29 protein-coding genes and 3 pseudogenes are annotated in these 25928 nt (G+C 63.0%); 14 read left to right on the forward strand and 18 right to left on the reverse strand.

Annotated elements, in window-relative coordinates; all coding sequences use genetic code 11:
• Window positions 1-101: 101 nt before the first annotated feature.
• Window positions 102-257: a hypothetical protein gene (locus MUU54_RS00590; RefSeq protein ID WP_247242082.1), complete on the forward strand. Its 156-nt coding sequence runs from the start codon at window positions 102-104 to the stop codon at window positions 255-257.
• A 9-nt stretch (window positions 258-266) separates the two neighbouring features.
• On the opposite strand, the gene MUU54_RS00595 is transcribed toward MUU54_RS00590, so the two are convergent.
• The 4 genes from MUU54_RS00595 to MUU54_RS00610 all read right to left on the reverse strand — a co-directional run bounded on the left by MUU54_RS00595 (window position 267) and on the right by MUU54_RS00610 (window position 4797).
• Window positions 267-2912 carry an outer membrane protein assembly factor BamB family protein gene (locus MUU54_RS00595; RefSeq protein ID WP_247242083.1) on the reverse strand — a complete coding sequence of 882 codons (2646 nt, stop codon included), beginning with the start codon at window positions 2910-2912 and terminating at the stop codon, window positions 267-269.
• Between the two features lie 179 nt (window positions 2913-3091).
• Complete coding sequence (locus MUU54_RS00600; protein ID WP_247242084.1) at window positions 3092-3604, reverse strand: GNAT family N-acetyltransferase; 513 nt, start codon at window positions 3602-3604, stop codon at window positions 3092-3094.
• Window positions 3605-3675: 71 nt separating this feature from the next.
• Window positions 3676-4344: a PAQR family membrane homeostasis protein TrhA gene (gene trhA, locus MUU54_RS00605; protein ID WP_247242085.1), complete on the reverse strand. Its 669-nt coding sequence runs from the start codon at window positions 4342-4344 to the stop codon at window positions 3676-3678.
• Window positions 4345-4419: 75 nt separating this feature from the next.
• Window positions 4420-4797, reverse strand: a complete 378-nt coding sequence (locus tag MUU54_RS00610; protein WP_281433160.1) for a universal stress protein — start codon at window positions 4795-4797, stop codon at window positions 4420-4422.
• A 229-nt stretch (window positions 4798-5026) separates the two neighbouring features.
• Between MUU54_RS00610 and MUU54_RS00615 the strand changes: the two genes are divergently transcribed.
• Window positions 5027-5890 (forward strand): VOC family protein, encoded by an 864-nt coding sequence (locus MUU54_RS00615; protein ID WP_247242087.1) that lies wholly within the window; start codon window positions 5027-5029, stop codon window positions 5888-5890.
• Between the two features lie 55 nt (window positions 5891-5945).
• On the forward strand, window positions 5946-7103 hold the full coding sequence (locus MUU54_RS00620; protein WP_247242088.1) for an AI-2E family transporter: 1158 nt from the start codon (window positions 5946-5948) through the stop codon (window positions 7101-7103).
• Window positions 7104-7109: 6 nt separating this feature from the next.
• Here MUU54_RS00620 and MUU54_RS00625 read toward each other — a convergent pair whose 3' ends face one another.
• Window positions 7110-7505: a DUF930 domain-containing protein gene (locus MUU54_RS00625; protein WP_376742030.1), complete on the reverse strand. Its 396-nt coding sequence runs from the start codon at window positions 7503-7505 to the stop codon at window positions 7110-7112.
• Between the two features lie 559 nt (window positions 7506-8064).
• On the opposite strand from MUU54_RS00625, the gene MUU54_RS00630 reads away from it, so the two are divergent.
• The 3 genes from MUU54_RS00630 (at window position 8065) to MUU54_RS00640 (ending at window position 12035) form a co-directional block, all read left to right on the forward strand.
• Window positions 8065-10188, forward strand: a complete 2124-nt coding sequence (locus tag MUU54_RS00630; protein WP_247242089.1) for a S9 family peptidase — start codon at window positions 8065-8067, stop codon at window positions 10186-10188.
• Window positions 10189-10320: 132 nt separating this feature from the next.
• The gene (locus MUU54_RS00635; protein ID WP_247242090.1) at window positions 10321-11580 is read left to right on the forward strand and encodes a DUF2254 domain-containing protein; all 1260 of its coding nucleotides are present in this window, start codon (window positions 10321-10323) and stop codon (window positions 11578-11580) included.
• 170 nt (window positions 11581-11750) lie between these two features.
• Window positions 11751-12035 (forward strand): hypothetical protein, encoded by a 285-nt coding sequence (locus tag MUU54_RS00640; protein ID WP_247242091.1) that lies wholly within the window; start codon window positions 11751-11753, stop codon window positions 12033-12035.
• Window positions 12036-12051: 16 nt separating this feature from the next.
• On the opposite strand, the gene MUU54_RS00645 is transcribed toward MUU54_RS00640, so the two are convergent.
• Window positions 12052-12801: a cation efflux transmembrane domain-containing protein gene (locus MUU54_RS00645; protein ID WP_247242092.1), complete on the reverse strand. Its 750-nt coding sequence runs from the start codon at window positions 12799-12801 to the stop codon at window positions 12052-12054.
• An 86-nt stretch (window positions 12802-12887) separates the two neighbouring features.
• On the opposite strand from MUU54_RS00645, the gene MUU54_RS00650 reads away from it, so the two are divergent.
• The 4 genes from MUU54_RS00650 to MUU54_RS00665 all read left to right on the forward strand — a co-directional run bounded on the left by MUU54_RS00650 (window position 12888) and on the right by MUU54_RS00665 (window position 15010).
• Window positions 12888-13301 carry a MerR family transcriptional regulator gene (locus MUU54_RS00650; protein ID WP_247242093.1) on the forward strand — a complete coding sequence of 138 codons (414 nt, stop codon included), beginning with the start codon at window positions 12888-12890 and terminating at the stop codon, window positions 13299-13301.
• A 586-nt stretch (window positions 13302-13887) separates the two neighbouring features.
• Complete coding sequence (locus tag MUU54_RS00655) at window positions 13888-14376, forward strand: GNAT family N-acetyltransferase (RefSeq protein WP_247242094.1); 489 nt, start codon at window positions 13888-13890, stop codon at window positions 14374-14376.
• A gap of 22 nt (window positions 14377-14398) precedes the next feature.
• The gene (locus MUU54_RS00660; protein WP_247242095.1) at window positions 14399-14677 is read left to right on the forward strand and encodes a DJ-1/PfpI family protein; all 279 of its coding nucleotides are present in this window, start codon (window positions 14399-14401) and stop codon (window positions 14675-14677) included.
• A gap of 9 nt (window positions 14678-14686) precedes the next feature.
• Window positions 14687-15010, forward strand: coding sequence for a type 1 glutamine amidotransferase family protein (locus MUU54_RS00665; RefSeq protein ID WP_247242096.1), 324 nt, complete (start codon window positions 14687-14689; stop codon window positions 15008-15010).
• Here the strand turns inward: MUU54_RS00665 and MUU54_RS00670 are convergent.
• Together MUU54_RS00670 and MUU54_RS00675 are read right to left on the reverse strand one after the other, a co-directional pair.
• Entirely contained in the window at window positions 14972-15928 is a 957-nt protein-coding gene (locus tag MUU54_RS00670; RefSeq protein ID WP_247242097.1) for a cation diffusion facilitator family transporter, read from the reverse strand. The genes MUU54_RS00665 and MUU54_RS00670 overlap by 39 nt on opposite strands.
• A gap of 72 nt (window positions 15929-16000) precedes the next feature.
• Entirely contained in the window at window positions 16001-16882 is an 882-nt protein-coding gene (locus MUU54_RS00675; RefSeq protein WP_247242098.1) for a LysR family transcriptional regulator, read from the reverse strand.
• Here MUU54_RS00675 and MUU54_RS00680 point away from each other — a divergent pair.
• Window positions 16850-17368, forward strand: a pseudogene (locus MUU54_RS00680) (NmrA family NAD(P)-binding protein); the annotation flags it as partial. The gene MUU54_RS00675 and the pseudogene MUU54_RS00680 sit on opposite strands and share 33 nt — an antisense overlap.
• Before the next feature lie 53 nt (window positions 17369-17421).
• Here MUU54_RS00680 and MUU54_RS00685 read toward each other — a convergent pair.
• The 5 genes and pseudogenes from MUU54_RS00685 to MUU54_RS00705 form a co-directional block, all read right to left on the reverse strand.
• Window positions 17422-17862, reverse strand: a complete 441-nt coding sequence (locus tag MUU54_RS00685; protein ID WP_247242387.1) for a P-type ATPase actuator domain-containing protein — start codon at window positions 17860-17862, stop codon at window positions 17422-17424.
• Window positions 17757-18371 (reverse strand): cation-transporting P-type ATPase, encoded by a 615-nt coding sequence (locus MUU54_RS24745; protein ID WP_247242099.1) that lies wholly within the window; start codon window positions 18369-18371, stop codon window positions 17757-17759. Before MUU54_RS24745 ends, MUU54_RS00685 begins: the two co-directional genes overlap by 106 nt.
• A 128-nt stretch (window positions 18372-18499) precedes the next feature.
• Window positions 18500-19417 (reverse strand): cytochrome c, encoded by a 918-nt coding sequence (locus tag MUU54_RS00695; RefSeq protein WP_247242100.1) that lies wholly within the window; start codon window positions 19415-19417, stop codon window positions 18500-18502.
• Between the two features lie 102 nt (window positions 19418-19519).
• On the reverse strand, window positions 19520-19963 hold the full coding sequence (locus MUU54_RS00700; protein ID WP_247242101.1) for a c-type cytochrome: 444 nt from the start codon (window positions 19961-19963) through the stop codon (window positions 19520-19522).
• A 135-nt stretch (window positions 19964-20098) separates the two neighbouring features.
• Window positions 20099-20523: pseudogene (locus tag MUU54_RS00705) on the reverse strand (LysE family translocator).
• Window positions 20524-20653: 130 nt separating this feature from the next.
• Here MUU54_RS00705 and MUU54_RS00710 point away from each other — a divergent pair.
• A pseudogene (locus MUU54_RS00710) lies at window positions 20654-21350 on the forward strand (helix-turn-helix transcriptional regulator).
• On the opposite strand, the gene MUU54_RS00715 reads toward MUU54_RS00710, so the two are convergent.
• Both MUU54_RS00715 and MUU54_RS00720 read right to left on the reverse strand, forming a co-directional pair.
• Window positions 21347-22189, reverse strand: a complete 843-nt coding sequence (locus MUU54_RS00715) for a metallophosphoesterase (protein WP_247242102.1) — start codon at window positions 22187-22189, stop codon at window positions 21347-21349. The pseudogene MUU54_RS00710 and the gene MUU54_RS00715 sit on opposite strands and share 4 nt — an antisense overlap.
• Before the next feature lie 113 nt (window positions 22190-22302).
• Window positions 22303-22905: a superoxide dismutase gene (locus MUU54_RS00720; protein ID WP_247242103.1), complete on the reverse strand. Its 603-nt coding sequence runs from the start codon at window positions 22903-22905 to the stop codon at window positions 22303-22305.
• 169 nt (window positions 22906-23074) lie between these two features.
• On the opposite strand from MUU54_RS00720, the gene MUU54_RS00725 reads away from it, so the two are divergent.
• Window positions 23075-23398 (forward strand): hypothetical protein, encoded by a 324-nt coding sequence (locus tag MUU54_RS00725; protein ID WP_247242104.1) that lies wholly within the window; start codon window positions 23075-23077, stop codon window positions 23396-23398.
• Between the two features lie 91 nt (window positions 23399-23489).
• The gene (locus MUU54_RS00730; RefSeq protein WP_376742031.1) at window positions 23490-24233 is read left to right on the forward strand and encodes a sulfite exporter TauE/SafE family protein; all 744 of its coding nucleotides are present in this window, start codon (window positions 23490-23492) and stop codon (window positions 24231-24233) included.
• Between the two features lie 33 nt (window positions 24234-24266).
• Here MUU54_RS00730 and MUU54_RS00735 read toward each other — a convergent pair whose 3' ends face one another.
• The 3 genes from MUU54_RS00735 to MUU54_RS00745 all read right to left on the reverse strand — a co-directional run bounded on the left by MUU54_RS00735 (window position 24267) and on the right by MUU54_RS00745 (window position 25813).
• On the reverse strand, window positions 24267-25145 hold the full coding sequence (locus tag MUU54_RS00735; protein ID WP_247242105.1) for a branched-chain amino acid aminotransferase: 879 nt from the start codon (window positions 25143-25145) through the stop codon (window positions 24267-24269).
• 190 nt (window positions 25146-25335) lie between these two features.
• Window positions 25336-25494: a hypothetical protein gene (locus MUU54_RS00740; RefSeq protein ID WP_247242106.1), complete on the reverse strand. Its 159-nt coding sequence runs from the start codon at window positions 25492-25494 to the stop codon at window positions 25336-25338.
• 166 nt (window positions 25495-25660) lie between these two features.
• Entirely contained in the window at window positions 25661-25813 is a 153-nt protein-coding gene (locus MUU54_RS00745) for a hypothetical protein (protein ID WP_247242107.1), read from the reverse strand.
• Window positions 25814-25928 lie beyond the last annotated feature (115 nt).

The following is a 25928-nucleotide window of genomic DNA, read 5'->3' on the forward strand; positions in this document are numbered from 1 at the left end:
TAGGCGGAAGCAGACCAGCTATTCCCTCCGGTTTCTCCCGCTGATATCCAAGGCGGACGGCGGCCATCGTGCCGCCTGTCCGGAATTGCGCAGGAGAAACGATGTCGAATGTGGTAAAGTTCAAGCGCCCGCCGAAGCCGAAGGAGCCGAAGCCGGCGCGCAACCCCACCCCGGGGCTGCGCAAATTCGTCACGCTGGCCGGCGTCGTCGCCGCTTTCGTGCTGGCCTGGGCCTATTTCCAGTATGTCGGCGGCTGAGACTGCCCGTTAGCCTTCAGGCAGCGCGTAAGCGATGATGGTATCGCTGATCGGCGTTTCCATGAAGTGGTGACCGCCGGGATAGATGATCACGAACTCGCGTCCGGCGACTTCCACCACCAGTGGGTTTGCCTGACCGCCGCCTGGAAGCACGTCGGTCCACAGCGTTTCGCCGGTCTCGATGTCGATCGCGTGGATCAGGTTATCGGTGGTTGCGGCGATGAAGATCAGGCCACCTGCCGTGACGGCCGGACCGCCATTGTTGGGCGTTCCAATGGTGATCGGCAGCATGGAGGGGATGCCGAAGGGGCCGTTGCGACGCGCGGTGCCAAAGGGGCGATCCCAGACAGTGTCGCCGGTGGCGAGATCGATGGCCCGGATGCCGCCATAGGGCGGCTCCTTGCAGAGGAGTCCGGTGTATTTCACCCGCCAGCCGGCATTGACGTCGATGGCGTAAGGCGCGCCGATCTGAGGACCAGCTTCACCGAGTGGGCCTTCGCTCTCGGCCGGCGGCTCATAGATCGCCCTGAGCCCCGCTTCGTCGGCCTCTTCGCGCGGCACCAGCCGGTTGTGGTTCGGCATGTTGTTGTAGTTGGCGATCAACAGGCCCCGTTCTGGGTCGACCGCAACGGAACCCCAGTCATTGCCGCCGTTATAGCCGGGATACTGGATCCAGTGCTGGTCGCTCGTCGGCGGGGTGTAGATGCCGTCGTAGTGGGAGCGGCGGAACTGGATGCGGCACCACAGCTGGTCGATCGGCGACATGCCCCACATGTCCTCCTCCTCCAGACGCGGGAAAGCCAGCGTGTGGTAGGTGGAAAAGGGCTGGGTCGGCGAGAGGTAGTCCGGCTCGACGCCGCCCTGCGGCACCGGCCGCTCCTCGACCGGAAACAGGGATTCGCCCGTTTCGCGGTTGAGGATGTAGATGTCGCCTTGCTTGGAGGCGAGGATGATGGCCGGCACCGTGCCGTTGTCGGTCGGGAAATCGATCAGCGTCGGCTGGCTGCCGAGGTCGTAGTCCCAGACGTCGCGATGGACAGTCTGGAAGTGCCAGGCAGGTTGGCCGGTGGTGACGTCCAGTGCCACGAGCGAAGTGGAGTATTCGTTCTCCTGCTCGCTTCGGTTCGAGCCGTAGTAATCGACGGCCGAATTGCCCATTGGCAGGAACACGTAGCCGAGCTCCTCGTCGCCAGCGGCGATCGTCCACATGTTCGGCGTTCCGCGGGTATAGATTTCCTCCGGGCCGGCCTGGCTGGTATCGCCGGGGCGGCCCAGGTCCCAGGCCCACTCGAACTCGCCGGTGACGGCGTCGAAGCCGCGGATGACGCCGGAGGGGGAATCCTCGGCATTGCCGTCGGTCACCTGCGCGCCGACGACGACCACGCCGCGCACGATGGTGGGTGGCGACGACATGGCGTACCAGCCGGGCACAGTTTCACCCAGTCCACGTTCGAGATAAACCATGCCGTAGTCGCCGAACTCCAGGCAGAGCCGGCCTGTCTCGGCATCAACCGCGATCAGGCGGGCGTCGAGCGTGCCCCAGATGATGCGGGTTGTGCAAGGGTCGTAGGGATCGGCATCTGGCACCTCGAAGTAGGATACGCCGCGGCAGGTTGCGCCATAGGGAATGGCGTCTACCGGCACCTCGGGGTCGAAATGCCATTCCTCTTTCCCCGACTGCGCATCAATGGAGATGATGCGGCCCATCGGGGTGCAAGCGAAAAGCTTCTCACCGATCTTCAGCGGCGTATTTTCCGGCGAATATTTGCCTTCCGCCTCTGGTGACGGCAGGTCGCCGGTGTGGAATTCCCAGATGCGCTCGAGCTGGTCGACGTTTTCGGGTGTGATCTGCGTCAGCGGCGAATATTTCGTACCGTGCAGGTTGCCGCCCCAGGCCGGCCAATCGGCGCCTGTTTCGCGCATTGCAAGGGCCGGCCTGTCCTCTTCGGCGGACTGGCCTTCGGGCGCGGGATCACGGGGGACCTCGGGATTGATGACGACATCGCTTTCCGTATCGAGCGCGGGCTGACGTCCCGGGATCTGATCGGCCAGAGGCTCGGCAGGCTCTGCCGGAGCGACGATACCGCTACCGGCCGGCGGTGCCGGAGAGACGATGCCGCTGTCGGCCGGGGGCTGAACCGGCGTCTGGGCGGCGGGAGCGGCCCCCTCCTCCGTCTCGGCCTGGGCGAGGACTGTGGTCGGTCGAATCCAGGGGGCAGCGATCAAGCCGATACCCAGCGCCGCCAGGATGGCCATCGCGGTTGCCATTCCGTGGCGCGTGCCGGGGTGCGGGTCGCGACGGCGTAGCGCCGGGATGGCGAAGAAGACGAGCAGCAGGATAACCGTCGGTGCGACAAGGCGGGGAACGAGGGGCCATCCCTGAAGTCCAACCTCCCAGAGCGCCCAGATGACGGTAAAGACATAGGTTGCGCCGTAGACGAGCCCACTCGAATAGCGCCCCATCACCATCAGCACGCCCGAGATCAGCAGGCCGATTCCGGCGACGGCGTAATACCAGGAGCCGCCAAGCGCGATCAGCCAGATACCACCGATGCCGATCGCGAGGCCGAGAAGCACCAGAAGAGCACCAAGCAGGATGGAATACCACCGACTGACGGGATGGGAGGTGTCGCGGTGTGCTGAACGGTTACTCATAGGTGGCTGCCCCCTCGGTTGTTCGCCTTGGATCAGCTTTAGGCAACATGACAGGATACCGATTGTTCCCAATCTGGCTGCAAAAAAAGCCGCAATCGGGCAAGGGCGACAGCCAAGCTGCGTCCGCTTCGGTGGTCGGCTCAGGAGTGCCGACGACGTGGAGGCGCGGGTAGAGCTTCTCAGCCGTGCGGCGGAACCCGCAGTTCAAGGCAGGTGAGATCGAGCCAGCGGCCGAACTTCGTGCCGACCTCGCTGAAGGTGCCGACATTGCGGAAGCCTAGGCTTTCATGCAGCCGCACGGAGGCGGCATTCCCCGCTTCCACGCAGGCGATCATCACGTGGATGCTCCGCTCGCCGGCCACCGCGATCAGCGCCGTCATCAGATGCCGGCCAAGGCCCGCGCCTCTGTGCTCCTTGTGCACGTAGACAGAGTGCTCGACGGAATGGCGGAAGCCTTCGAAGGCGCGCCAGTCGCCGTAGGAGGCGTAACCGGCGACCTGCCCGCCAAGCTCCGCAACCAGCACCGGAAAGTTCTTCGCCTGGCGCGCCTTAAACCACTCCTGCCGGTTCGCCAGATCCACCTGGTTGTCGTTCCAGATCGCCGTCGTGTTGGCGACAGCGTCGTTGTAGATCTCCATGATGGCGGGCAGATCGGCTTCGGTAGCGGCGCGGATGACCGGGACGGACGTCATGTGTTTTTCCATTATAGTTGTCACATGTCCACTATAGCGGACGCCTCCTGGTAACGAAGCGTTTCAGGGCATCAAAGGCCGGCCGGCTTGAAGCTGAAGCAGGTGATGACCGCGCCGTAATGCACGGCGGAGGCCGCGACGACGAAGGCGTGCCAGATGGCGTTCTGGAAGCGCAGCTTTTCCCAAACGTGGAAGATCACCCCGAGCGAGTAGATGATGCCGCCGGTAACGATCAGCCAGACGGTGATCGGCGGCAGGTACTGCGAGATCGGCGCGGCCACAACGACGCCGCTCCAACCCATGGCGAGATAGAGGAGGATCGCCAACCGATCACAACGGCCGGGGAACAGGCATTTCAGCATGATGCCGCCCGCCGCAGTGATCCAGATCGCCACCAGCATGAACAGGATCAGTGGGTCATGCGCGCCGCGCTGAAGGAAGGGCGTGTAGGTGGCGGCGATCAGCACGAAGATGGCCGAATGGTCGAAGCGGCGCAGGATCCATTTGGTGCGCGATATCGGCCAGATATTGTAGGTAAAGGAGATGGAGAGACAGAGAAGCAGACCAAGCCCGTAGATCCAGGCAGCCGCGATCTCGCCGTAGCTCGACCAGACGGTGGCATAGAAGATCATCGCCGTCACACCGATGAGCGCCAGCACGATTCCGATCCCATGCACGATGCCATCGGCAACGATCTCGTGAAAGTCGTAAGGTCTCCCGAACCGGAACAGGTCAGTCATACATTCCTCGCAACGCGTCTCCTTCAGATTTAATGGAGAGGCGATGCGAGGCAAGTTGTTTTGTAGTCGGTTGTTTCACAATGCATTTAAGCTGGTCATATTGACGCAGCTTTTGCAGAAAGGCGTGTGCGGGACGACATCCAGCCGCTCAAGCGAAATCTGCGAAGCAAGCATGATGAGGTCGGCCTTATGCGCCTCGGCAGCCTGCAGGATTTCGCGCGCCGGTGCGCCCTGGCGCACCTCAACATCCGCCGCAGTCTCATAGTGCCCGCGGAGGTCATCAGGCTTGGCTTCCGCTTCGCGCCGCGCATCGAAGGAGATGTCGGCCGGCACCTCGGCGAGCACATAACCGGGCAGGTCTTCGACGACCGCAACAAGGACGAACTTGCCCCCCTTCGCGCAGGAGCTTCCTGGCGCGCGGGACGATCCGCTCCGCTCTCTCCGGCGCTGCAACGTCGATCGCGACGATGATGGTGTTGTTCATTGTTTGCTCCCCTGACGACGATGACCTCTGTCAGCGCCAATGTCGTCTTCGGGGGCATTGCTGCATTGATCATGATCGAGTCGGCGGGAGCGTCGTCAACATTCGCTGAACGAGCTATCAATGCTTCAGGGGCTTGGCCAAACCGTCGTGCCGCGGCACAGTGAGGCAGGCCCAGATACGGTGCCCTCGGAGCTTGGCATGAACGCGCAGAACCTCCCCTTCGCCCTTACCCGGCCGGTCCATGCGGCGCATGTACGTCTCCTCGTGTCCGACCTCGACCTTGTGTCGCGCTACTATCAGACGATGATCGGCCTGGCGCTGATCGAGAATGGTCGTGAAGGGCACGTCCTCGGTGCGGGCGGCGAGCCTCTCTTGACGCTCGTCCACATGCCGGGCGCGAAGCCAGCACCGCGCGGGACGGCGGGGCTCTTCCACACAGCCTTCCTCGTGCCGGACCGCCGTGAGCTTTCGCGCTGGCTTTCGCATGCGGCCGAACTGGACGTGCGGCTGGAGGGTGCCTCGGACCATCTGGTGAGCGAGGCGGTCTACGTCAGCGACCCGGAAGGCAACGGCATCGAAATCTACCGCGACCGCAGGCCGAACGAGTGGCGCTACAATGAGGACGGGACTGTGCAGATGGCGACGGGGAGGCTTAACCTGCACGAACTGCTCGCCAGTGCCCCGGACGAGAAATGGCGTTGCATCGCTGACGGCACGATGATCGGACACATCCACCTGAAGGTTGGCAACCTACCGAAGGCGGAGCGCTTCTATTGCGACGTGATGGGTCTCAAGGTCATGGCGCGATACCCCGGCGCTAGCTTCTTTGCCACCGGCGGTTATCACCATCATCTGGCAGCCAACATCTGGAACAGCCGCGGCGCTGCTGCGCGTGCCGACGGCATGACCGGACTGGGCGGCTACACGCTGCATTTCCACGACCAGCAGGCGCTCGATGCAGTGCTGAAAGCCGCTGCCTCTCAGGAGATATCGGTGGAGCGGACGGCGGAGGGCCACCGCCTCACGGACCCTTGGGGCATCGAGGTCACCCTTTCGTCATAGGCCGCGGAACCGGCGCCTTCCCTGCGCGTTGATGGCGCGCATCGGGGACACGATCATGGCGACTACAGGCGCACAGGGCCGGCGACAGAAAAAAGGGGCGGCCGAATTGCGTCTGGCGCGCGCCGAGGCCGCATTGCCCGGCGAAGACGCCGACATCACCGACTACACGCCACTCGGGCGCGAAGCGCTGGAGGTGGCCGCAAGCTGGGCACTGATCGGAATCTTCTGCCTGCTCGGGCTTGCCGTCGTTTCCTACATGAAGCTGGTGCTGATCCCGATCACGCTTGCCATCGTCGTCGGCATCATTCTCGGCATGGCGGCGGAGCGGCTCGGAGAGATGGGCGTGCCGCGGTTCGGCACCGCGCTCATCCTGTCCTCGGCGGTGGCCGTCGTCCTCTTCCTTCTGATCAACGCGCTTGCGGGACCGATCGGCTTCTTCGTCGAAAACGGTCCCGACATCATCGAGCAGATGATCGACCGGGTGATGCCGTTTCTGCAGCGGCAGGAGTGGCTAAATATCAGCCCCGTGACCTTCCAGACGGGTCCGATGTCGATGGAAAAGCTGCTGGAGAACAGCAGCAGTGTGCTGGCCGTGCTGACCGCTAGCCTGACGCCCGCCATCATCCAAGCGATGATCTTCTTTGCCGCGCTGATGCTCTTTCTCTATGGCCGAGTGCGTTTGCGCCGGACGGTCATCATGGCCTTCCCGCGTCGCCACCAGCGGCTGATCGCCATCCGCGTGCTGAACTCGATGGAAGAGGTTCTCGGCTACTATTTTGCCACCGCCGCGATGCTCTACCTCGCGCTCGGCGTTTCGATGACGGTGATCGCCTACCTGGGCAATCTTGGCTCTCCCGTGATGTGGGGCATCTTCGCCTTCATCTCGAGCTTCATTCCTTATCTCGGCATTACTCTAATGACGGCTTCGGTGGCTTTGGGTGGGGTTTTAACCCATGACACGCTGATCCTCGGCCTCCTGCCGGCCTTCGTCTTCTTCGTCGTGCACTTGCTGATGGAAAACCTTGTGTTTCCCGCGATCATGGGCCGGCAGTGGGAGATCAACCCCTTCCTGGTGTTCATCGCCATCATCTTCTGGACCTGGATGTGGGGGGCCGTCGGCGCCATGCTAGCGCTGCCGCTGTCGCTGATCGTCATGACGATTGCCAACGAACTCTTTCCGGAGCGCAAGACGGTACCGCATTTGCCCGGCTGAGCGCGCTTAGTCGTAGAGGTAGTACTGTTCCCATTCCCCTCGCGGGATCTTGGCGCCGACCTTGTAATGGAACGACCGGATATCCAGTCCGCGCTCACCGGTCACGCACTTGAACTTCAGGCGATACCAGTCTCCGCCACTGCGGAAGGCGGCACCGGGTGCCCTGACGGAATTGCCCTCCTCGACCGGATCGGAGAAGGTGTAGGCGATCACCTTGTCCGGCTTGAGTCCCTTCTGCTCGTCCGCAATCCGCTTCATTGCCTCGATATCACAGCGCTGCTCGCGCCGTTCCTCCGGCGCCAGCGCCTTCAACTGCTTGACGATGCGGGCATCCATGGCCTGCGCGGGACAGACGGCCGCCAGCACCAGAAGCGCCAGGGCTGCAATCTTCTTGTTTCTCAACTTGGCCTCATCCGATGGGATTCGAACGGTCGGAAACTAGGAGACGGGGGCGCAATTCGCCACCTACCAGAGCGGGAAATAGGATCTAGCGGCCGCTGTTGGAGATCATGAGATGAATGGCGTGATGCTTTCGGACGCGGAGAAAGAGAAGATTAAGCTCCGGGCAGAATTATTACGATGGCTTGGACATCGGCGTCATGTTGATTGGTGTGCTGATACCTACTACGCGGCTCATCTACGGCGACATCAGCGCAAGCGTCAGTGCGCGACCTGGCTGGTCGATTCACCGTTGCCTTGTTTCCTGCTCGGTTTGGGTCCTACATTGATTGGAGCGAAAGCACTAGAAAGGTTGAAGACATAACTGATAAACTGATCCTCTTCCTGACGCCAATCATTGGTGTTGCCTGCTTGGCCGCTTTCGTCTGGTGGCAAAACGAGCGCGATGCCGCTTTGCGCGAGTCTCACAGCGAGAAAAAGTAACCCGGTTCTACACGCCTTGCCTCTCGGCAAGCCGCCTCCTATCTCTGGCACTCCCTTCCGTACCAACCGGAGTGCTTCCTTGTCCGTCTCCCGCAAGCCCGTCTTCGCCGACCTTCCCTCCCCGCCCGCTGCTGAAAAGAAGCCGGCATCGGACACGCGCCACGGCATCACCCGCACCGACGACTATGCCTGGATGCGGGCGGGAAACTGGCAGGCGATGTTCAAGGACCCGAGCCTGCTCAACCCCGAACTGCGTGCGCACCTGGAGGCGGAGAATGCATATGTGGGCGCCGCCATGGCGGACACCAAGGCGCTGCAGAAGACGCTGTTTGCGGAGATGAAGGGGCGCATCAAGGAAGACGACAGCTCGGTGCCGATGAAGGACGGTCCTTACGCCTATGGGACCTCCTTCGTCACCGGGGGGGAGCAGCCGCGATATTTTCGCATTCCGCGCGACGCCGACCACAAGGATGAAGCAAGCCGGAAGCTGCTGCTCGATGGCGACAAGGAAGCAAGCGGCAAGGACTATTTTCGCCTCGCCGGCCTCGACCACACCACCGACCACCGCTTCGGCATTTGGGGCTATGACGACAAGGGATCGGAATATTTCACGCTGCGCATCCGCGATCTGGAGACCGGCGAGGATCTCTCCGACGTTATCGAGAACACCGGCGGCGGTGGCGTCTGGGCTCCGGACGGCAAGAGCTTCTTCTATACGCTGCAGGACGAGAACCACCGGCCGTCCAAGGTCTTCCACCACATCGTGGGCCAGCCGCAGTCAGAAGACCGGCTGGTCTACGAGGAGAAGGACCCGGGCTTCTTCATGGGGGTCGGCGGCTCGCTGCTCGACGACTTCATCTATATCGACGTGCATGATCACGAGACGTCGGAATATCGCCTGCTCTCGACGAAAGACCTGATGGCCGAACCGACACTGGTGGCGGAACGGGTCGAAGGCATCGAATATTCGATGACGGAAGGCGGCAACGTCTTCTATATCCTGACCAACGACGGCGGCGCCAAGGATTTCAAGATCATGGAAGCGCCGGCTGATGCGCCGACGAAAGAGAACTGGCGCGAGGTCGTGCCGCACGAAGCGGGACGGCTGATCATCAGCCATATGGCCTTTGCCCGCCACCTCGTCTGGCTGCAGCGCAAGGACGGCCTGCCGCAGATCGTCATCCGTGATAGGCAAAGCGGCAACGAGCACACCATCTCCTTCGACGAGGAAGCCTATTCGCTTGGCCTTCAGGGAGCCGCGGAATACGACACCGACACCATCCGGTTCTCCTATTCGTCGATGACAACGCCGTCGCAGCTCTACGATTACAACATGGCGACGCGCGAGCGGACGCTTCTGAAGACGCAGGAAGTGCCCTCGGGGCACAATCCGGACGACTACGTTACCCGGAGGGTGATGGCGCGGGCGCATGACGGCGAACTGGTGCCTGTCTCGCTGCTCTACCGGACGGATACGCCGCTCGATGGCTCTGCGCCCTGCCTGCTTTACGGCTACGGTGCTTACGGTATCACGATTCCAGCCAGCTTCTCCACCAATGCGCTGTCGCTCGCCGACCGCGGCTTCGTCTACGCCATTGCCCATATCCGCGGCGGCAAGGACAAGGGCTTTTCGTGGTACGAAGACGGGAAGATGAAGAAGAAGGAGAATACCTTCAAGGACTTCATTGCGGCGGCTGATCATCTGGTGGAAGAGAAGTTCACGTGCTACGCGAACATCATCGCCGAGGGCGGGTCTGCCGGCGGCATGCTGATGGGCGCAGTCGCCAACATGGCGCCGGAGAAATTCGCCGGCATCGTCGCCGCCGTTCCCTTCGTCGATGTGCTCAACACCATGCTCGACGACACGCTGCCGCTCACCCCGCCGGAATGGCCGGAATGGGGCAATCCGCTGGAATCGGAAGAGGAGTACAGCTGGATCGCCGCCTACAGCCCCTACGACAATGTCGCGACCAAGCCCTACCCGCCGATCCTGGCGATTTCCGGCCTGACGGACCCTCGCGTCACCTATTGGGAGCCGACCAAGTGGATCGCCAAGCTGCGCGAGACGGCGCCGGAAGCAGGCCCCTATCTGCTGAAGACCAACATGGCGGCAGGGCACGGCGGCAAGTCCGGACGCTTTGAGCGGCTGGAGGAGATCGCCTTCGAATACGCCTTCGCCATCAAGGTGGCGGGAAAGATGTAATATCAACGGCTCCAGCCAACCTCGGGGCCGCTTCCTCTCCTCTAAACTCGACAGGAGCCTTGACGTGACGCCGCGGAACCGGAACGCTGCGGCGGAATTATCCGCTGGAGCGGACATGGAGGCAGCCGGGGCGTGATTTCAAAGCAGTGGTGGATCCTTGTGCGGTTCCTGCGCCGGCTATGGGTGCGGGCGACGCTCTATTGCGTCGTTGCGATATTCGTGGCGCTCGCCGCCATTGCGCTTGATCCCTTCATGCCCTCGGAGCTTCCGCGCAAAGTCGGCACGGATGCCGTCGATGCCATTCTTTCCATCATCGCCTCGAGCATGCTGGCGGTGACGACCTTCTCCATGACGACGCTGGTCTCTGCCACCACGGCTGCCTCCAACAATGCGACGCCGCGCGCGACATCCCTCCTGCTGGAGGACAGCACTTCGCAGAGAGCGCTTTCCACCTTCCTCGGCAGTTTTCTCTTCTCCCTCGTCGGGCTGATCGCGCTCAACACGGAGCTCTACGGGGCCGGCGGTCGCTTCGTTCTCTTCATTGCGACATTGGTCGTCGTGGCATTGATCGTCGTCACGCTCCTCCAGTGGATCGACCACCTGGCGGGGCTCGGGCGGGTCGCGGAAACCATCAGCCGAGTCGAACGTGCCGCTTCCAAGGCCTATCAAGCCCATCGTCGCATGCCCTATCTGGGCTGCGTGCCGCTGCGGGGGGAGGTTCCGGACGGTGCGATCGAGATCCAGCACAACCGTGTGGGCTACCTTCAGCATCTCGACATACAAGCGCTGTCTTCAATTGCCGAGGAGGCAGGTGCCGACATCTATGTGAGGCGCAGGCCCGGCGGCCTTTGCGATCCCTCAACGCCCATTGCCGGTTTGGTTCTGCGTGACAGTGGCGCAACCTACGACCCCAGCCTGACGGAACGCATCCGTGCCGCCTTCACGCTTGGCGAGCGCCGCTCCTATGACCAGGATCCCCGCTTCGGGCTGATTGCGCTTTCCGAGATCGGGTCGCGCGCCCTCTCCCCCGGACTGAACGATCCAGGCACTGCGATCGATGTCCTGGCGACGCTGGTGCGGGTGCTGCTTCCCGATGCCGAGGAGGAGGAGCCGGAAGATCACGAGGTGCAGCATCCGCATGTCCACCTGACGCCGCTCAGCGAAGATGACCTGATCGATTCGGCCTTTATGCCGATCTCCCGCGACGGGGCCGGCATGATCGAGATCGCGATCCGACTGCAGAAGGCGCTCGCGGCCGTCGCCGCTGCGGCCCACCCGGATCTTCGCCTCGCCGCAACGCGATTATCCAAGATTGCCGAGCGGCGGGCACTGGAACACCTGGACTTCGAAGTGGACCGGGAACGGCTGACAGCCGAGGTGGCGAAGCTCTAAGTCTCTGCCCGACAGTCGCCTTGCGCTGCACAACCAGCGGGCGCAAATCACCCACATTCTACTCTTCACCATCTGTCAAGCCACCGATTCGGCTCCGCCACGGTCGTCGCAAGCCTCGCGCAAGGTTCCCGCGTTAACCATTTATTAACGATTGAACCAGGTGTCTTCCCATGAAGATCGACAGCGGACTGAGCAGCTACAACTACCAAAGCCGATCCTCAGATGTCGAGCGGCGGCCGGAAGAGACTGCCCTGCGCGAAAGTGAAACGCCGAAGCGAACGAGTTCCTTTACTGTTGAGAGCAGCACCCTTCTTTCCACCTCGCTGGCCAATGCTCTGTGGATGGTCGGTGATGCGACGAAGCCTGCAACCGAAGCTCCGGCCCCCGTGAATGCAGCGGCAGCTCCGCAAGGCGAATGGGTTGCAGAGCGCTATCGAGAGTTCAGCGAGTTCTGACTTCGGCTTGCGCCCGTCAGTGACTGTGCGCTCGTGCCGCCGTTGAAGATGCGCAGCACTGAGCTTCTCCACGCTCATCATCGACCGTTTTTGCCAAGGCTTGCTCAACTGATCCATGACTGTGGCCGGCATGGGGGTCGAGGGTGACCTCGCCGCCCGACTGCCACTCCTTCCATGACTGGCGCAGGATCTGCAGCGAAGAAGACAGGAAGAGGCCCGCCATGATGGTAGCGACGGCAAGATCCGGCCAGGCGGTGGCGGTGCCCCAGACGCAGAGAGCCGCTATCATAACGATAACATTGCCGATCGCATCATTGCGCGAGCAGAGCCAGACGGAGCGGACATTGGCGTCGCCATCCTTGTAGCTCATCAACAGCAGGACACTTAGAAGATTGGCGGCGAGCGCGAGCAGGCCGATCAGTCCCATCACCGGCGCTTCCGGCACGCCGTTGTAGAACACGCGCCATATCGTCGAGCCGAAGACCCAGAGCCCCATCAGGAAGAGGCTGATCCCCTTGGCAGCAGCGGCCGTGGTGCGGATGCGGATCGATGCGCCGATGACGGCGAGCGAGATGCCGTAGGTGACGGCATCGGCGAAGAAGTCAAGGGCATCCGCCTGCAGCGCCTGCGAGCGTGCCATCTGTCCGGCCGTCATCTCGACGAAGAACATCAGGCCGTTGATGGCGATGACCGCCCAGAGCCGGCGCTTGTAATCGGCCGAAAGGCCTTCGAAGGTAGTGTTCTCGTGGCCGCAGCATGCACTCATGGTCGTCACCTTTTCCTTGCAGAACTCTTGATGACGCCATAGCTAATCCCTCTAGCCACTATAGGTTCAAGAGGGAATTTTGCAAAATGTACTCCATCGGGGATCTCTCACGGCTCACGGGTGTGAAGGTGCCGACCATCCGTTACTACGAGCAGGTGGGGCTGATCAGTGCAGCGCAGCGGTCGGAAGGCAACCAACGGCGCTACGAAAAAAACGATCTCGAGCGCCTTGCCTTCATCCGCCACGCACGAGACCTGGGCTTCGACGTGCCCGCCATCCGAGACCTTATTGCGCTAAGCCACCATCCCGATGCACCCTGCGCCGGTGCCGACAGGATCGCCGAGGACCATCTCGCTGCCGTGCGCGAAAAGATTGCCAAGCTCAGGAAGCTCGAGCGGGAACTGGAGCGGATCGTCTCCCATTGCAGCGGCCATTCGGTGGAAGACTGCTATGTCATACGGGCGCTGTCCGAGCACGGGCTCTGCGAGGCAGAGCATTGACGAGGTCACGCTGTTGTAGCGAACTTCAACAATGAAGGCGAAGGTCGCCATGGACAGCTTTGATGTCGCGGCCGACCCGCCGCGGCGCACGGCCATAGCGCACTGACCTGCCATTGCCTGGAGGGTAACCAAACGCTTCGCCGTTCGCGCCTTCCAGAGAAGTTCGACTGAGGCAAAGTCAATTCACGTCCCCTGAGCCTGCCCGCGGAAGGCGGCAGCAACCTGCCTTCTGGTTTCCTCTATGGAGGAAAGGCCAAGTGTCAACACCGATCGCGATCATTCATCCATAGTTCCACCTCCTTCCAGGAATCACCCTGTAGCCGCTCCAAGTCCACAAAGGCGATTGTACCCTGAAGGCGGCATAGCCGCATGCTCTGCGAATGGTAGACACGCTTGACAACCTCCGCAATCCGGCGCATCAATCGCGGCATGATCGACGCACGCGCACCCATCTCCTGCACGTATTTTTGGGCCTACCGGTAACGGGCGGCTCGACAGATCACAATGTCAACAAGCCGCCGTCAGGCGGCTTTGTTGTTCCAAGACGGCTCCTCCTGACGGCAGAAGAACCAGAAGGAAGCCAAAGATGACGGAAGATACCGAAACTACACTGCCCCGCCCGCCGGTCGTCACCATTCGTGCCGCCAAGCGCCATGACCTGCCGGAACTGAACGAGATGATCATGGCGCTCGCCGCCCATCATGGTGATGCTGCGGGCATGACACAAGACAAGCTCGAACGCGACCTGTTTGGCCCCTTGCCGTGGATCCAGGCGCTGGTGGCCGACAGCGGCGATGGGCTGATGGGCTACGCGATCCTGGTGCCGCTCTACAGGGCGCAGGAAGGTCGTCGCGGCATGGACCTGCATCACCTCTTCGTCCGGGACGGCCAGCGCGGCAACGGCATCGGCCAGCACCTCGTCTCGCGCGCCAGGGAGATTGCCCGCAGCGCCGGCTGCGATTTCCTTTCCGTCAGCGCCGCCACCGGCAATGTCGCCGCCCATCGCTTCTACGAGCAGATGGACTTCCTGGCGCGCCCCGTGACCGGTATGCGTTACATGCAGGCGCTCGCCTGATCGCCCCTGACGGAGGCCTTGCATGGCTCGCATGGCAATTGCACTGACACCGGAGTTCGCCAACTGGGAAGCCGCGCTGCTAATAGCGGTGGCGCGCGGCTATCTCGAGGTGGAGATCATTACCGCTTCGCCCGACGGCGAGCCCGTCACCTCCATGGGTGGGCTCAAGGTGGTGCCGGACATTGCTTATGCCAGCCTCGATCCGGCAGCCTTCGATGCGCTGGTCATTCCGGGCGGTCTTGCCTGGGAAAAAGGTGCGGCACCCGATTTCACCGACCACGTCCGCTCCTTCCACGACTGAGGCAAGGTGGTGGCAGGCATCTGCGCGGCGGCCAGTGCGATCGCGGGAACCGGCCTGCTGAACAGCGTCGCCCATACCGGCAATTCGCTTGCCGCACACCGGCAATACCCTGGTTACGCAGGAGACACACTTTATCGCGACCAGCCGCAGGCGGTCTCGCATGCGCGGGTGATCACCGCGCCCGGCTCCTCTCCGGTCACGTTCACGAAGGAAATCCTCAAGCGCTCGATCTCTGGGGGGCGGAGGCGGAAGCCGCAATCGCCGCGTTCTCCCGCGAACATTGCTGACCTTTCTTCAATCAGCGTGCGCGTGACCCCCACTCTTGGAAGATGACCTGATCGCATGCCCTATCTTGCGGGCATCGTCGCCATTGCAGCAGGCATGTCTGGCCAGTTCCAGCGTGGAGTGTCCGATGCCGAATTCCTTAGAGGCGAGCTCCTTCAGCCGCGCTTTGACCGCCTCGGCCGCTTCTCCGTGCCCCTCCGCCAGCACGACATGTGCTTCCATCGCCGCCAATTGCTCGTCGATCGCGAAGACATGCACGTGGTGGATGTCCACCACGCCCTCCACCCCTGACAGCCGGTCGACCAGTTGCGTCACGTCGATATCGGAGGGCGTGCCGAGCATCAGCATGCGGATCGCGCCGCCAATCTCGGCGAAAGCCTGCCAGAGGATGTAGGCCGCGATAGCCAGCGTCACGATCGGATCGACGATCTGCCAGTCGTAAAGCAGGATCAGCGTGCCGGCGACGATGACGCCGACGGAGCCGAGCGCATCGGCAACATTGTGCACGAAGGCCGCACGGATGTTCATGCTGCCCTTCGACATGGCATAGGTGAGAAAGGCCGTTACCAGATCGACCACCAGCGCCACGACGGCCACCCAAACGACGATCCAACCCTCTACCGACTCCGGCGTGATGAACCGCATAACCGCCTCGTACACGAGGTAGAGGCCGATCACGATCAGGGTGGTGTAGTTGATCAGCGCCGCCACCACTTCCGCCCGCACATAGCCGAAGGTCATCGCCGCATTGGAGGGCCGGCGTGCAATGCGACGGGCATAGGCGGCGATGCCGAGCGAGGCGGCATCGCTGAAATTGTGAAGCGCATCGGCGATCAGCGACAGGCTGCCGGACAGGATGCCGCCGGCAATTTGCGCAAAGGTCAGGCCGACATTGACGAGGATGGCAAGCACCATGCGCTTGTCGCCGCTCGCCGCTTCGGAATGGTGATGATGGTGGTGCGCCATGGGAGATCCTTTCGCCGATCAACCGGTATGCGGCAGGCTTCGTTCCACTCAAGCACTTCTGCGGCGTCTGCATCAATTGACAGCGTATGCCGAGAGTTCTTCCGGATCCCCATTCGGAAATGCCGCCTTCAGATGATCGAGGAAGGCCGAGACCCGGGCATTAAGCAGGCGTCGTGACGGGTAAAGTGCCCAAAGCGAAATGTCGGAGCCTTCCACGTCTCCCCAGCAGACGAGCCGTCCGCCGGCAAGATCGCGGCTGACGAGAGAGATCGGCAGGCGCGCAGCACCCACCCCCGACCGTACGGCATCCCGGATCATCAAAAGCGACGACAGGTGAAGGACGGGCTGAACGACAATCTGAGACTTGCCGGCTGAGGTGGAGACCTGCCACTCGCTCAGCTGTCGGCCACCACTGCGCACCACGGCAGGGGTGGCCGCTTCGTCCCGTGGTGCACACAGGCCAGGGCTCGCGACCACCACCAGCCGGTCGTGCAGGAAGACGCGGCCGACGAGCGTCTCGTCGGGATCCGGATTGACCCGAATGACGAGATCGTAGCCCTCCTCGATCATGTCGACCGGCCGGTCCTCCGTCGTCACCTCCAGCTGCACCTGCGGATGCTTAAGCGCGAATTCGGCGGCGAGCTTGCCCATGGCAGTCTGCGAGAAGAGCAAGGGAGCACTGATGCGCAACCGGCCGCGCGGCGTGCTGCCACCGGCCGCGATCGCGGCCGCCGCCTCATCCAACTCAGTGAGCAGGGCCGCCGTGCGCTGGAAGAGTGCCCGGCCTTCTTCCGTCAGCTTCAGCACCCGGGCGCCGCGCTCGAAAAGGCGCAGATCCAGTGCGGCTTCCAACTCCGCCACGCGGCGCGACAAGGTCGCCTTCGGCCTACCGGATGCTCGCGCGGCTTTGCCGAAACCCCCGTGGAGCGGATGATCGAGCAGATGGGACTGCACGCCACGATCCTGCGGCCCGCCTACTTCATCGGCAACGACCTGACGATCAAGGACGTGGTGACGCAGTACGGCATCTACCCGATGCCGATCGGCAACAAGGGTCTGGCGATGGTCGACACGGCCGACATCGCCGAAGTCGCAGCGCTCGAACTTATCCGGCGAGAGCAGTCGGCGGATGTCCTGCCGCTCGAGCGGATCAATGTCGTGGGTCCTGACACGTTGACCGGGACGGATGTCGCTGCGATCTGGACAGAGGTACTCGGCCGCCCGATCGCCTACCCGGGCGACGACACGGCCGGCTTCGAGCAGACGCTGCGCGGCTTCATGCCGGGCTGGATGGCCTATGACATGCGCCTGATGAGCGAGCGCTTCCTGACGGATGGCATGCTGCCCGAAGAAGGTGATCGCGAGCGGCTGACGGCACTGCTGGGACGTCCGCTCCGCTCCTATCGCGACTTCCCCGCCAAGGTCGCAACCTCGGCCTGACGGCCAAGACGCGGCGCTCGGGCGCAAGCATTCATCCGCCCGACCCGCCGCTATCACTCAACCGCATGAAGATCAAATACGGGCAGGCCTTGGCGCCTGCCGATGGGAGTAACGACCATGCAGATATCCGACAAAGAACCCGTCTCATCTGTCCGCCGCAAGATCACCATGAAAGTTTCGGCAAAATCACGATGGCCGACGAAATAGGCATAGGCGAGCAGCAATGCAGCGGCGAGAAGGATCAGGAAGGACAGCCAGCGGGCGAAATGATCCATCTGCTGCACCAGCGGCGTGGTGATCTGCTCCACCCTCGCCAGCAGGCCGCCGATCCGGCCGATTTCTGTCGCTTGTCCGGTCGCCACTACCAGCCCGCGCGCCGTCCCCTGCGTCACCAGCGTGCCCGACCACAGCATCGAGTGGCGGTCGCCGAGCGCCGCATCCTCAGCCACGGCGGGAACGCACTTTCCGACCGGCACGGATTCCCCTGTGAGGATCGCCTCCTGTGCCGCAAGCCCGTGCGCATCGAGGATGCGCAGGTCCGCCGGCCCTTGTCGCCGGCTTCCAGAAGGACAATGTCGCCGGGCGCGAGGTCTGCCCCCTCCACCGTCGTGCGCCGGCCGTCGCGCAGCACCGCTGCCCGGGGCGCCAGCATGTTGCAGATCGCGGTCATCGCCGCCTCGGCCTTGCCCTCCTGGATGAAGCCGATAACCGCATTGGCGAGCACCACCGCCAGGATCACACCGGTATCCACCCAGTGCTGGAGAGCCCAGGTCACGCCGGCCGCCGCCACAAGCACGTAGATCAGCACATTGTGGAACTGCAGGAGGGAGCGTCGTAAAGGGCCCGGCCCTGCGGCGGTGGGAAGCTGGTTGGGGATATAAGCCGCCAGGCGCTGCTTAGCTTCGGAATCCGTAAGCCCCTGCGGACCCGACGCCAGGGCCGTGAAACGGTCTTCAGGCGGCCTTGCATGCAGGTTCGGGAGATCGGCAAGGTTGACGGTCATAGTGGCGTTCTCTCCCGGGTGCTGGCGTGTGTCAGGAGACGCCAACTTAAGGAAAACTAACCGTGCACTCTTGATCAAGATCAACTTGGCCGGAGCCAGATCTCACTTCAGCTCTGATCCACAGGCCGCTACTCCCGCGCCGGCACCGCCTTCAGATAGGCCGCGATCGCCTGCAGGTCCGCCTCCGGCAGATGAGAGAGGTTCTTCTGCACCTCCACCATCGACCCGCCGGCGGAATCGTAGTCGGGGGTGAAGCCGGTCTGGAAATAGCTGACGAGATCGGATTGGCTCCACGAGCCGACGGAGTCCGAGCCGGGGGTGATGTTCGGGATCCGGCCCTCCCCTTCCGGATTGGGTCCACCGGCGAGCCACAGGTCCGTCTGGAGGCCGCCGAGCGCATTGCGGGGCGTGTGGCATTCGCCGCAATGGCCGGGGCCTTCCACCAGGAACTGGCCCCGCTGTACCGTTTCATCGGCCGAGGCAAGCTCCACCCGCGGGCCCTTGTCGAAGAACAGGAGCTTCCAGGGCCCAAGCGCAATGCGCATATTGTAGGGGAAGGAGAGCTCGTGCGGCGGCGCCACATTGTCGCTCGCCGGCAGCGTCTTCAGGTAGCCGTAGAGGTCGTTGATATCCTCCGGGCTCATGCGGGCATAGGAGGTATAGGGGAAGGACGGGTAGAGGTGCTCGCCCTCGCGCCCGACGCCCTCCGTCATGGCGTTGCCGAAATCGGCAAGCGTCCAGGCGCCGATGCCGGCTTCGGGATCCGGCGAGATGTTGGGCACGTGGAAGGTGCCGAAGGGGCTGGTCAACGCCAGGCCTCCGGAAAGCACCTTGACCTGATCGCCGCTTGCGCCGTCGGCCGCATGGCAACCGGTGCAGCCGCCGGCCCAGAAGAGTGTTTCGCCGTGGGCGAGGTTCGGCTCGCCGAGGCCCTCCCAGCGATCGGCGGCCACAGTCTTTGGCGCCGCAAGATACCAGACCGCAACCGCGCCCAGCGCGATCACGGTCGCCCCGGCACCCATCACCCGTCCCCAACGCAAAGCCATGTATTCTCCAGCTCGCTTGTCGTAAGAGACCGGCGGCAGAAGGCCCGCCGCCAGTCATGCTCAAGTTATTCCACGTGCGCCGACCCTGCCGGCCGCACACCCTTAGCGCTTGAGGCGGTAGGTTTCGTGGCAGGTGCCGCAGGTGGAGCCGAGCGTTTTCATCGCGGCACCGACGGCAGCCTGGTCGGCCGGCATGGAAGCGAGCAATGTCTCAGCCTCGCTCGAGAGTTCTTCTGCCTTCGTGCGGAAATCCTCCATATTCTCCCAGATCGCCGGGGCGGCTTCCGTTTCCATGCCCGTCTCGGAACCCTCAGGGAACTGGTCCGGGAACGCCTTCGCATTGGTGGCGATGGTTTCCAGCGCCGTCTGCACGACGGAGGCCTCGTACGGTTTCTCGCCCTTGGCGATCGCGCCGAGAGCGCCCATAGACCGCCCGATTTCCTTCATCAGGTTCTGGCGAACCACCTGCGGCTCTTCCTGAGCGGCGGCGGGCGAGAGACAGAGGCAGCCGAGGGCGGCCGCGAGTGCGAGAGACGTCAGGCGCATGCAGTGATTCTCCTTGATGACAGCGGACCGAGAGGGCCGCGAGAGCGCGCCGCAGCATCGCCTTCCGCGCCGCCGGAACAAAGTAACAAAGCGGTGATATCGTCAAGAGAATCAAGCGGCTATGTCGTCCTTCCGTCACGTGCGCCAGCTGGCAAAACCCTCCCACAGCGTGACTATCGATACCACCACGAGGAGCAGCCCCGCGCTGCGGCCGATCCAGATGGTGAGGCCGTCATTGCCGACAATTGCCTCTCTGGCCTTGCCGGCGGCAAGCGCCAATCCGCCATAGACCACAACCTGGGTGGCGGCGGTCATCAGCGCCATGGCCAGCGCCTGCGGCGCAAGCGGGCCGAATTCCGGCCGCAGGAACTGCGGATAGATCGCCAGCATGAAGAGATAGGCCTTGGGGTTCATCAGGCAGGTGATCGCTCCACGACGGAAGGCTTGCCAGTGGCTTGCTGGAGCGAGTTCGCAAGCACGAAGATCATGTCCATCCCCGGCACGACGATAACGCCAAACAACAGGGTGAAGAAGAGCCAGAGATTTTCGCCGTAGGTCATGTCAGTTGTTCCTGTCTGCCGGCCCTCCCGAGAAGAGCGTGCAGCTTGTGTTTCAAGCAGATGTGAGGCGATACGGCAGGCCAACTGACAGCGTTCTGTCAGTTGCGGTGAGGGCGGAGGATGGGGAAGCATGCGCAAGGCGTCACGGCTGTTCGAGATCATCCAGATCCTGCGACTTGCCCGCAAGCCGGTGACGGCGGCTCAGATTGCGGCGCAGCTGGAGGTAACGGTGCGCTCCATCTACCGCGACATCGTCGCGCTGCAGGCGATGCGGGTACCGATCGAGGGCGGGCGCGGCATCGGCTATATCCTGCGGCCCGGCTTCACGCTGCCGCCGCTGATGCTGACGGTGGACGAGACCGAAGCGATTCGTGCTGGCGCTGGCGCTTCTGGAGCGGACGGGCGACACGGGGCTCCGGCAGGCCGCGAAGCAGGTGAACCGCAAGATCGCGGGCGCCGTGCCGGCACCGCTTGCCGCAACTTTTTCCGGCTCCGCGCTCCATGCCTGGGGAAGCGTCGCGCCTGCCCCCGAAGCCGCGGACCTGGCGCTGATCCGCCGCGCGATCCGGTGTGAACAGAAGCTCCTCCTCGATTACCGCGACGAGTTCGGCCGGCTGACGGAGCGGATGATCCGGCCGATTGCGCTGATCTATTATTCGCAGACCGCCAATATCGTCGCCTGGTGCGAGCTGCGGCAGGCGATCCGCAACTTCAGGACGGACAGGGTGGAGCACTGCGATCTGGCCGACGACTTCTTTCCTGGCGAGGGCGAGGCGCTGCGCAAGACCTGGATGGACGGGTGGCGGCAGGACGCCGGGGCAGCCTAGAACGGCAGCGTGCGGCTTTCCTCGCGGCCGAAGCCGGTGATCTCCAGCCGGTCTTCATGTATGGCGACCACGGCGAAGGTGTTCTCCGACTCCGTGTCGACCATGCCCTTAAAGTTGACGTACCAGGTCGAGCCGTGGCGCCCGAGATTGCCGACATGGTTGTGGCCGCTGAGATAGACGAGCACATTGCCGGAGCGTTCGAAGAGGCCGACCAGTTCCTGCCATTCCCACAGGTTGTGGGAATTTTCCGGATAGAGCGGGTAATGGCCCATGACGACAACCTTTTCACCGGCCGCCGCGGCATCCGCGAGCACGTTGGAGAGCCAGGCGAGCTGCTCGCGGCTGATGCCGCCGTTCCAGGTCTGGGCGTTCATGGCGCTTGCGGCTTCCAGTGCCGCCAGCCGGGCGACGGCCCGCTCTCGGCGCGGATCGTCCTTGGCCGTATAGAAAAGGCTTTCCTCGTTGCCGTCGATGACGACAAAACGCAGGCCGTTGCGTGAGAAATGGTGATAGGGCGCCGGCATGGAAAGCTTAGCACGAACGTCCGGCAGCTGCTCCGGCGCGACGATGAAATCATGGTTGCCGGGCAGGAAGATGCTGTCGTGGCGCAGCGGCGCGTAACGGGCGAGCACCGCGTCGAAGTTCTCGAACCCCCGGTCGACGAGATCGCCTAGCGTCACGACGAAGGAGAGCTCCTCGGCGTTGAACGCGGCGACGGCCTCGTCAAGCTTTGCCAGACTGTTGGCGAAGTAGCGATTCAGTCCGAGATTGGGCGGCAGCGGCGCGTATTGCGGGTCGGCAATGACGCCGAAGCGGATGAGAGGTATTTCGTGAGGCATGCGCGGCAGTTAAGCCCCGGCCGTGACATCCGTGTGACGTACAACGCGGGCCATGACAAAGGCCCGGGCAGTGACTGCACCGGGCCTTTGATCAAGAGCTTTGAGGGACGCGCTTACTTTGTCGCGGCTTCGTAGCGCTCGAGCACGTAATCCCAGTTGATCAGGTTGTCGACGAAGGCTTCCAGGTACTTCGGACGCGCGTTGCGGTAGTCGATGTAGTAGGAGTGCTCCCACACGTCGACGCCGAGGATCGGCTCGCCACCGTGAACCAGCGGGTTTTCGCCGTTCGGAGTCTTGGAGATTTCCAGCTTGCCGTCCTTGACGGAGAGCCAGGCCCAGCCGGAGCCGAACTGCGTGGTGCCGGCGGCAATCAGGTCGGCCTTGAACTTGTCGTAGCCGCCGAGATCGGAAGCAACCGCGCTTTCCAGTTTGCCCGGAAGCTTGGTGCCGCCGCCGTCCTTCTTCATCCACTTCCAGAAATGGATGTGGTTATAGTGCTGGGCGGCGTTGTTGAAGAGCGTCTGGTGCGTGCCGTAGGATTTCTTGACGACTTCCTCGACCGAAAGATCGCCCATGCCTGCTTCGGACGCCAGCTTGTTGCCGGTGTCGACATAGGCCTTGTGGTGCTTGTCGTGATGGTATTCCAGCGTCTCTGCCGACATGAAGGGCGAGAGAGCGTCGTATGCATAAGGGAGTTCGGGAAGTTCAAAGGCCATGATCTTACTCCTTTTCGGCAAAAGCACCGCAAACAGCGTCGAGCTGGAACATAGGTTCCAAGCGGAGCCGAGGCAACGGGCGGTTTGCCAAAAATGAGGTGGAACGGGGCAAAGACTTGCTGCACTCTCCGGACGGAACGAAACCGCTTGGTACCCAAGGACGACCATCATGCGCCTCCCCTTCCCGCTTGTCGCCTTTGCCATTCTCGGCACAGCAACGACTGCAGTCGCCTCATCGGATGACGCGTGGAAGGAATTTGCGGCCACGGTGGAGCAGAAATGCCTTGCGGCTGCCGGAGACATGCTCGACGCGCCCGAGGCGGTCGTCGATCCCTTCGGAAGTGCGCGCTTCGGGCTGGCGATTGTTACCGGCAAGGCGAAAGGCACCGACACCATGGCCAGCCATATCTGCGTGTTGGACAAGCAGAGCGAGACGGTGGAGATCGGCAGCGAGCTTTCGGCGGAGCAGGTGCGGATAAAAGCTGATAAATGAGCCCTACGCTCCGCCGCGGCACAATGCCCCTTGCGGAACCTTGCGATAGTCGGCGAGTTTGTGGCGACCCCAACGGCCGAGGCTGAACGTGATGCCTGACCTGCTGAGTTCCGAATTCCTGACCTTCGTCGCGATCGGGTTTTTCGCACAGATCATCGACGGTGCGCTCGGCATGGCCTTCGGGGTGCTCGCCACCACCAGCCTTCTGGCGGTCGGCATGCCGCCGGCGGTTGCCAGCGCCATGACGCATGTGACGGAATGCTTCACCACTGCGGCATCCGGGCTGTCCCACCTCTACCACCGCAATGTCGACTGGCGCCTGGTGGTACGGCTCGCCCCGGCCGGCATGCTGGGCGGCGCGATAGGCGCCTATCTTCTCTCCAGCATCGATGCCGAGATGATCGCGCCGCTCGTTTCACTTTACCTGATCGGGGTCGGGATCTTCATCCTCTACAAGGCCTTCCGCCCGAGATGGCCGCGCGACGTGCGCGACTGGATCATTCCTTACGTCGGGGGTGCCGGCGGCCTGCTCGACGCCATGGGCGGCGGCGGATGGGGGCCGATCGTGACTAGCAGCCTTCTCGGCCGCGGCCACGACTTGAAGAAGGTGATCGGCTCGACCAACCTCACCGAATTCGCCGTCACCACAGTGATCTCCCTCACCTTCATCCTGGCGCTCGGCTGGTCGGAACTGTCGTCGGCGCTCGGCCTCATCCTCGGCGGCGTCGTCGCCGCCCCCCTCGGCGCCCTCGTCGTCAACAAGCTACCGGTCAAGCCGCTGATGATCGCCGTCTCGCTGATCATCATCGGTACGGCCGCGGTCAGGCTGTTTTAGGCGGCGCAATCGGCGCCGCCTGCAGATGACGCCTCAAGCAGCCGTCGTGCGGGCCCAGTCCATGTAGAGTTCGAGCGCCTTGCGGGCGACGGGGCCTTCCTGGAGGTCGTGGTCGTCGAGCTTGGTCACCGGGACGATCTTGGAATAGTTGCCGGAGGCGAATATCTCGTCGGCATTCTTGAAGTCTTCCACCGTCAGCGTCACCTCGCGCACGTCTAAACCCGCCTGGCGCAGCAGCGTCATGACCCGCGAGCGGGTGATGCCGGAGAGGAAGGTCCCGTTGGCGATCGGCGTCATCACCACGCCGTCCTTGACCATGAAGATGTTGGAGGAGGCCGTTTCGGCGACATTGCCGTTCAGGTCGCGCATCAGGGCATTGTCGAAGCCGCGGCCCCTCGCCTCGATGATGGCGCGGCCGCTGTTGGGATAAAGGCTGCCGGTCTTGGCGCTGGTCATCGCCACTTCCGGGTTCGGGCGGCGGAAAGGCGAAACGGTGAGCGAGGAGGGCTTTGCCGTATTCATCGGCGCCTCGAACAGGCAAAGGGCAAAGCGGGTGGAGCCGGGATCCGGCGCCACGACGCTGAAGGCGGTGCCGTGTTCGGCCCAGTACATCGGCTTGATGTAGATCGCCGTCTTGCCGTCGAACTTCTTGACGCCTTCGAGCGCCAGCCGCTCGATCTCTTCCGCCGTCATCGTCGGCTTCATGCCCATTGCGGTGGCCGAGCGGTTGACGCGCTGGCAGTGCAGGTCGAGGTCCGGCGAGATGCCGTCGAACCAGCGCGCGCCATCGAACACGGTGGAGCCCAGCCACATCGCATGTGAGGTCGGCCCGATCAGCGGCGGATTTCCTTCCAGCCATTCACCCTCGACAAAGGTCCAGGTGGCGGTGCGGGGGGCGGTATTCACGGGCATTTCAGTCTCCTTGCGATCTCGGGCGAGTGAAGGCTCGCGACGCCCGCGAGGTCAAGGGGATTTTTGCCCGCAAGCCGCCGCGCTGAAGCTCATTTCACCCACTCCACACGTTGAATTCTAACGATATTTTCTGATCCACCGCACCACGGCAAATAAGTGCATCACAAAAAATCATGCAATGAAGAGATCATCAGGAGCGAGAAGGCAGCGGCACAAGGAGGTGCTGGCGGGGCTCCACCGACTCGAAAGGTCCAAGCTCCATACGCGAAGTGGCGACGCGATCGAGCAGGACGAGGCTCAGCACGCTAGCCAGCAGGAACAGAAGGAAGACGAGAAAAGGCCAGCGCATGACGGCTCTCCGGGTTGGAACGCAAAACAAATCCACGGATGACGGCCAGCCGCGGATGCTCCGCTGCCGGCAAATCCAGTTCAGCGCAGAATTGCGTCCACCCGATGGCGAGGCCCGGGAGCGGGCCCCGCCCGCTCCGCCTTTGGTTCAACTTGCGGGTTGCCGCTTACGGTATGGCGGACAAGGCCTCTTCGCGCTGCAGAATGGTCGAGGTGGTCAGCGGATCAACCGTCTCCACCGGCTGCGGCGCAATCATCAACAGTGCGCCAAGTGCTAGGATCATCAGCAGGAGCAAGGTCACCGGAAGCGCCATCTGCATCGATCTTCCCCCTTTTCCCGCATTGCACAGCCCAGCCACCCGCGGAACTCTCGGATAATTGATACGTTCCCGGATTGGTAAGCCGCTACGGCGGCATCAGGCGATATTTCAGAGG

The sequence above is a fragment of the Pseudorhizobium tarimense genome, assembly GCF_022968135.1.
GTDB lineage: Bacteria > Pseudomonadota > Alphaproteobacteria > Rhizobiales > Rhizobiaceae > Neorhizobium > Neorhizobium tarimense.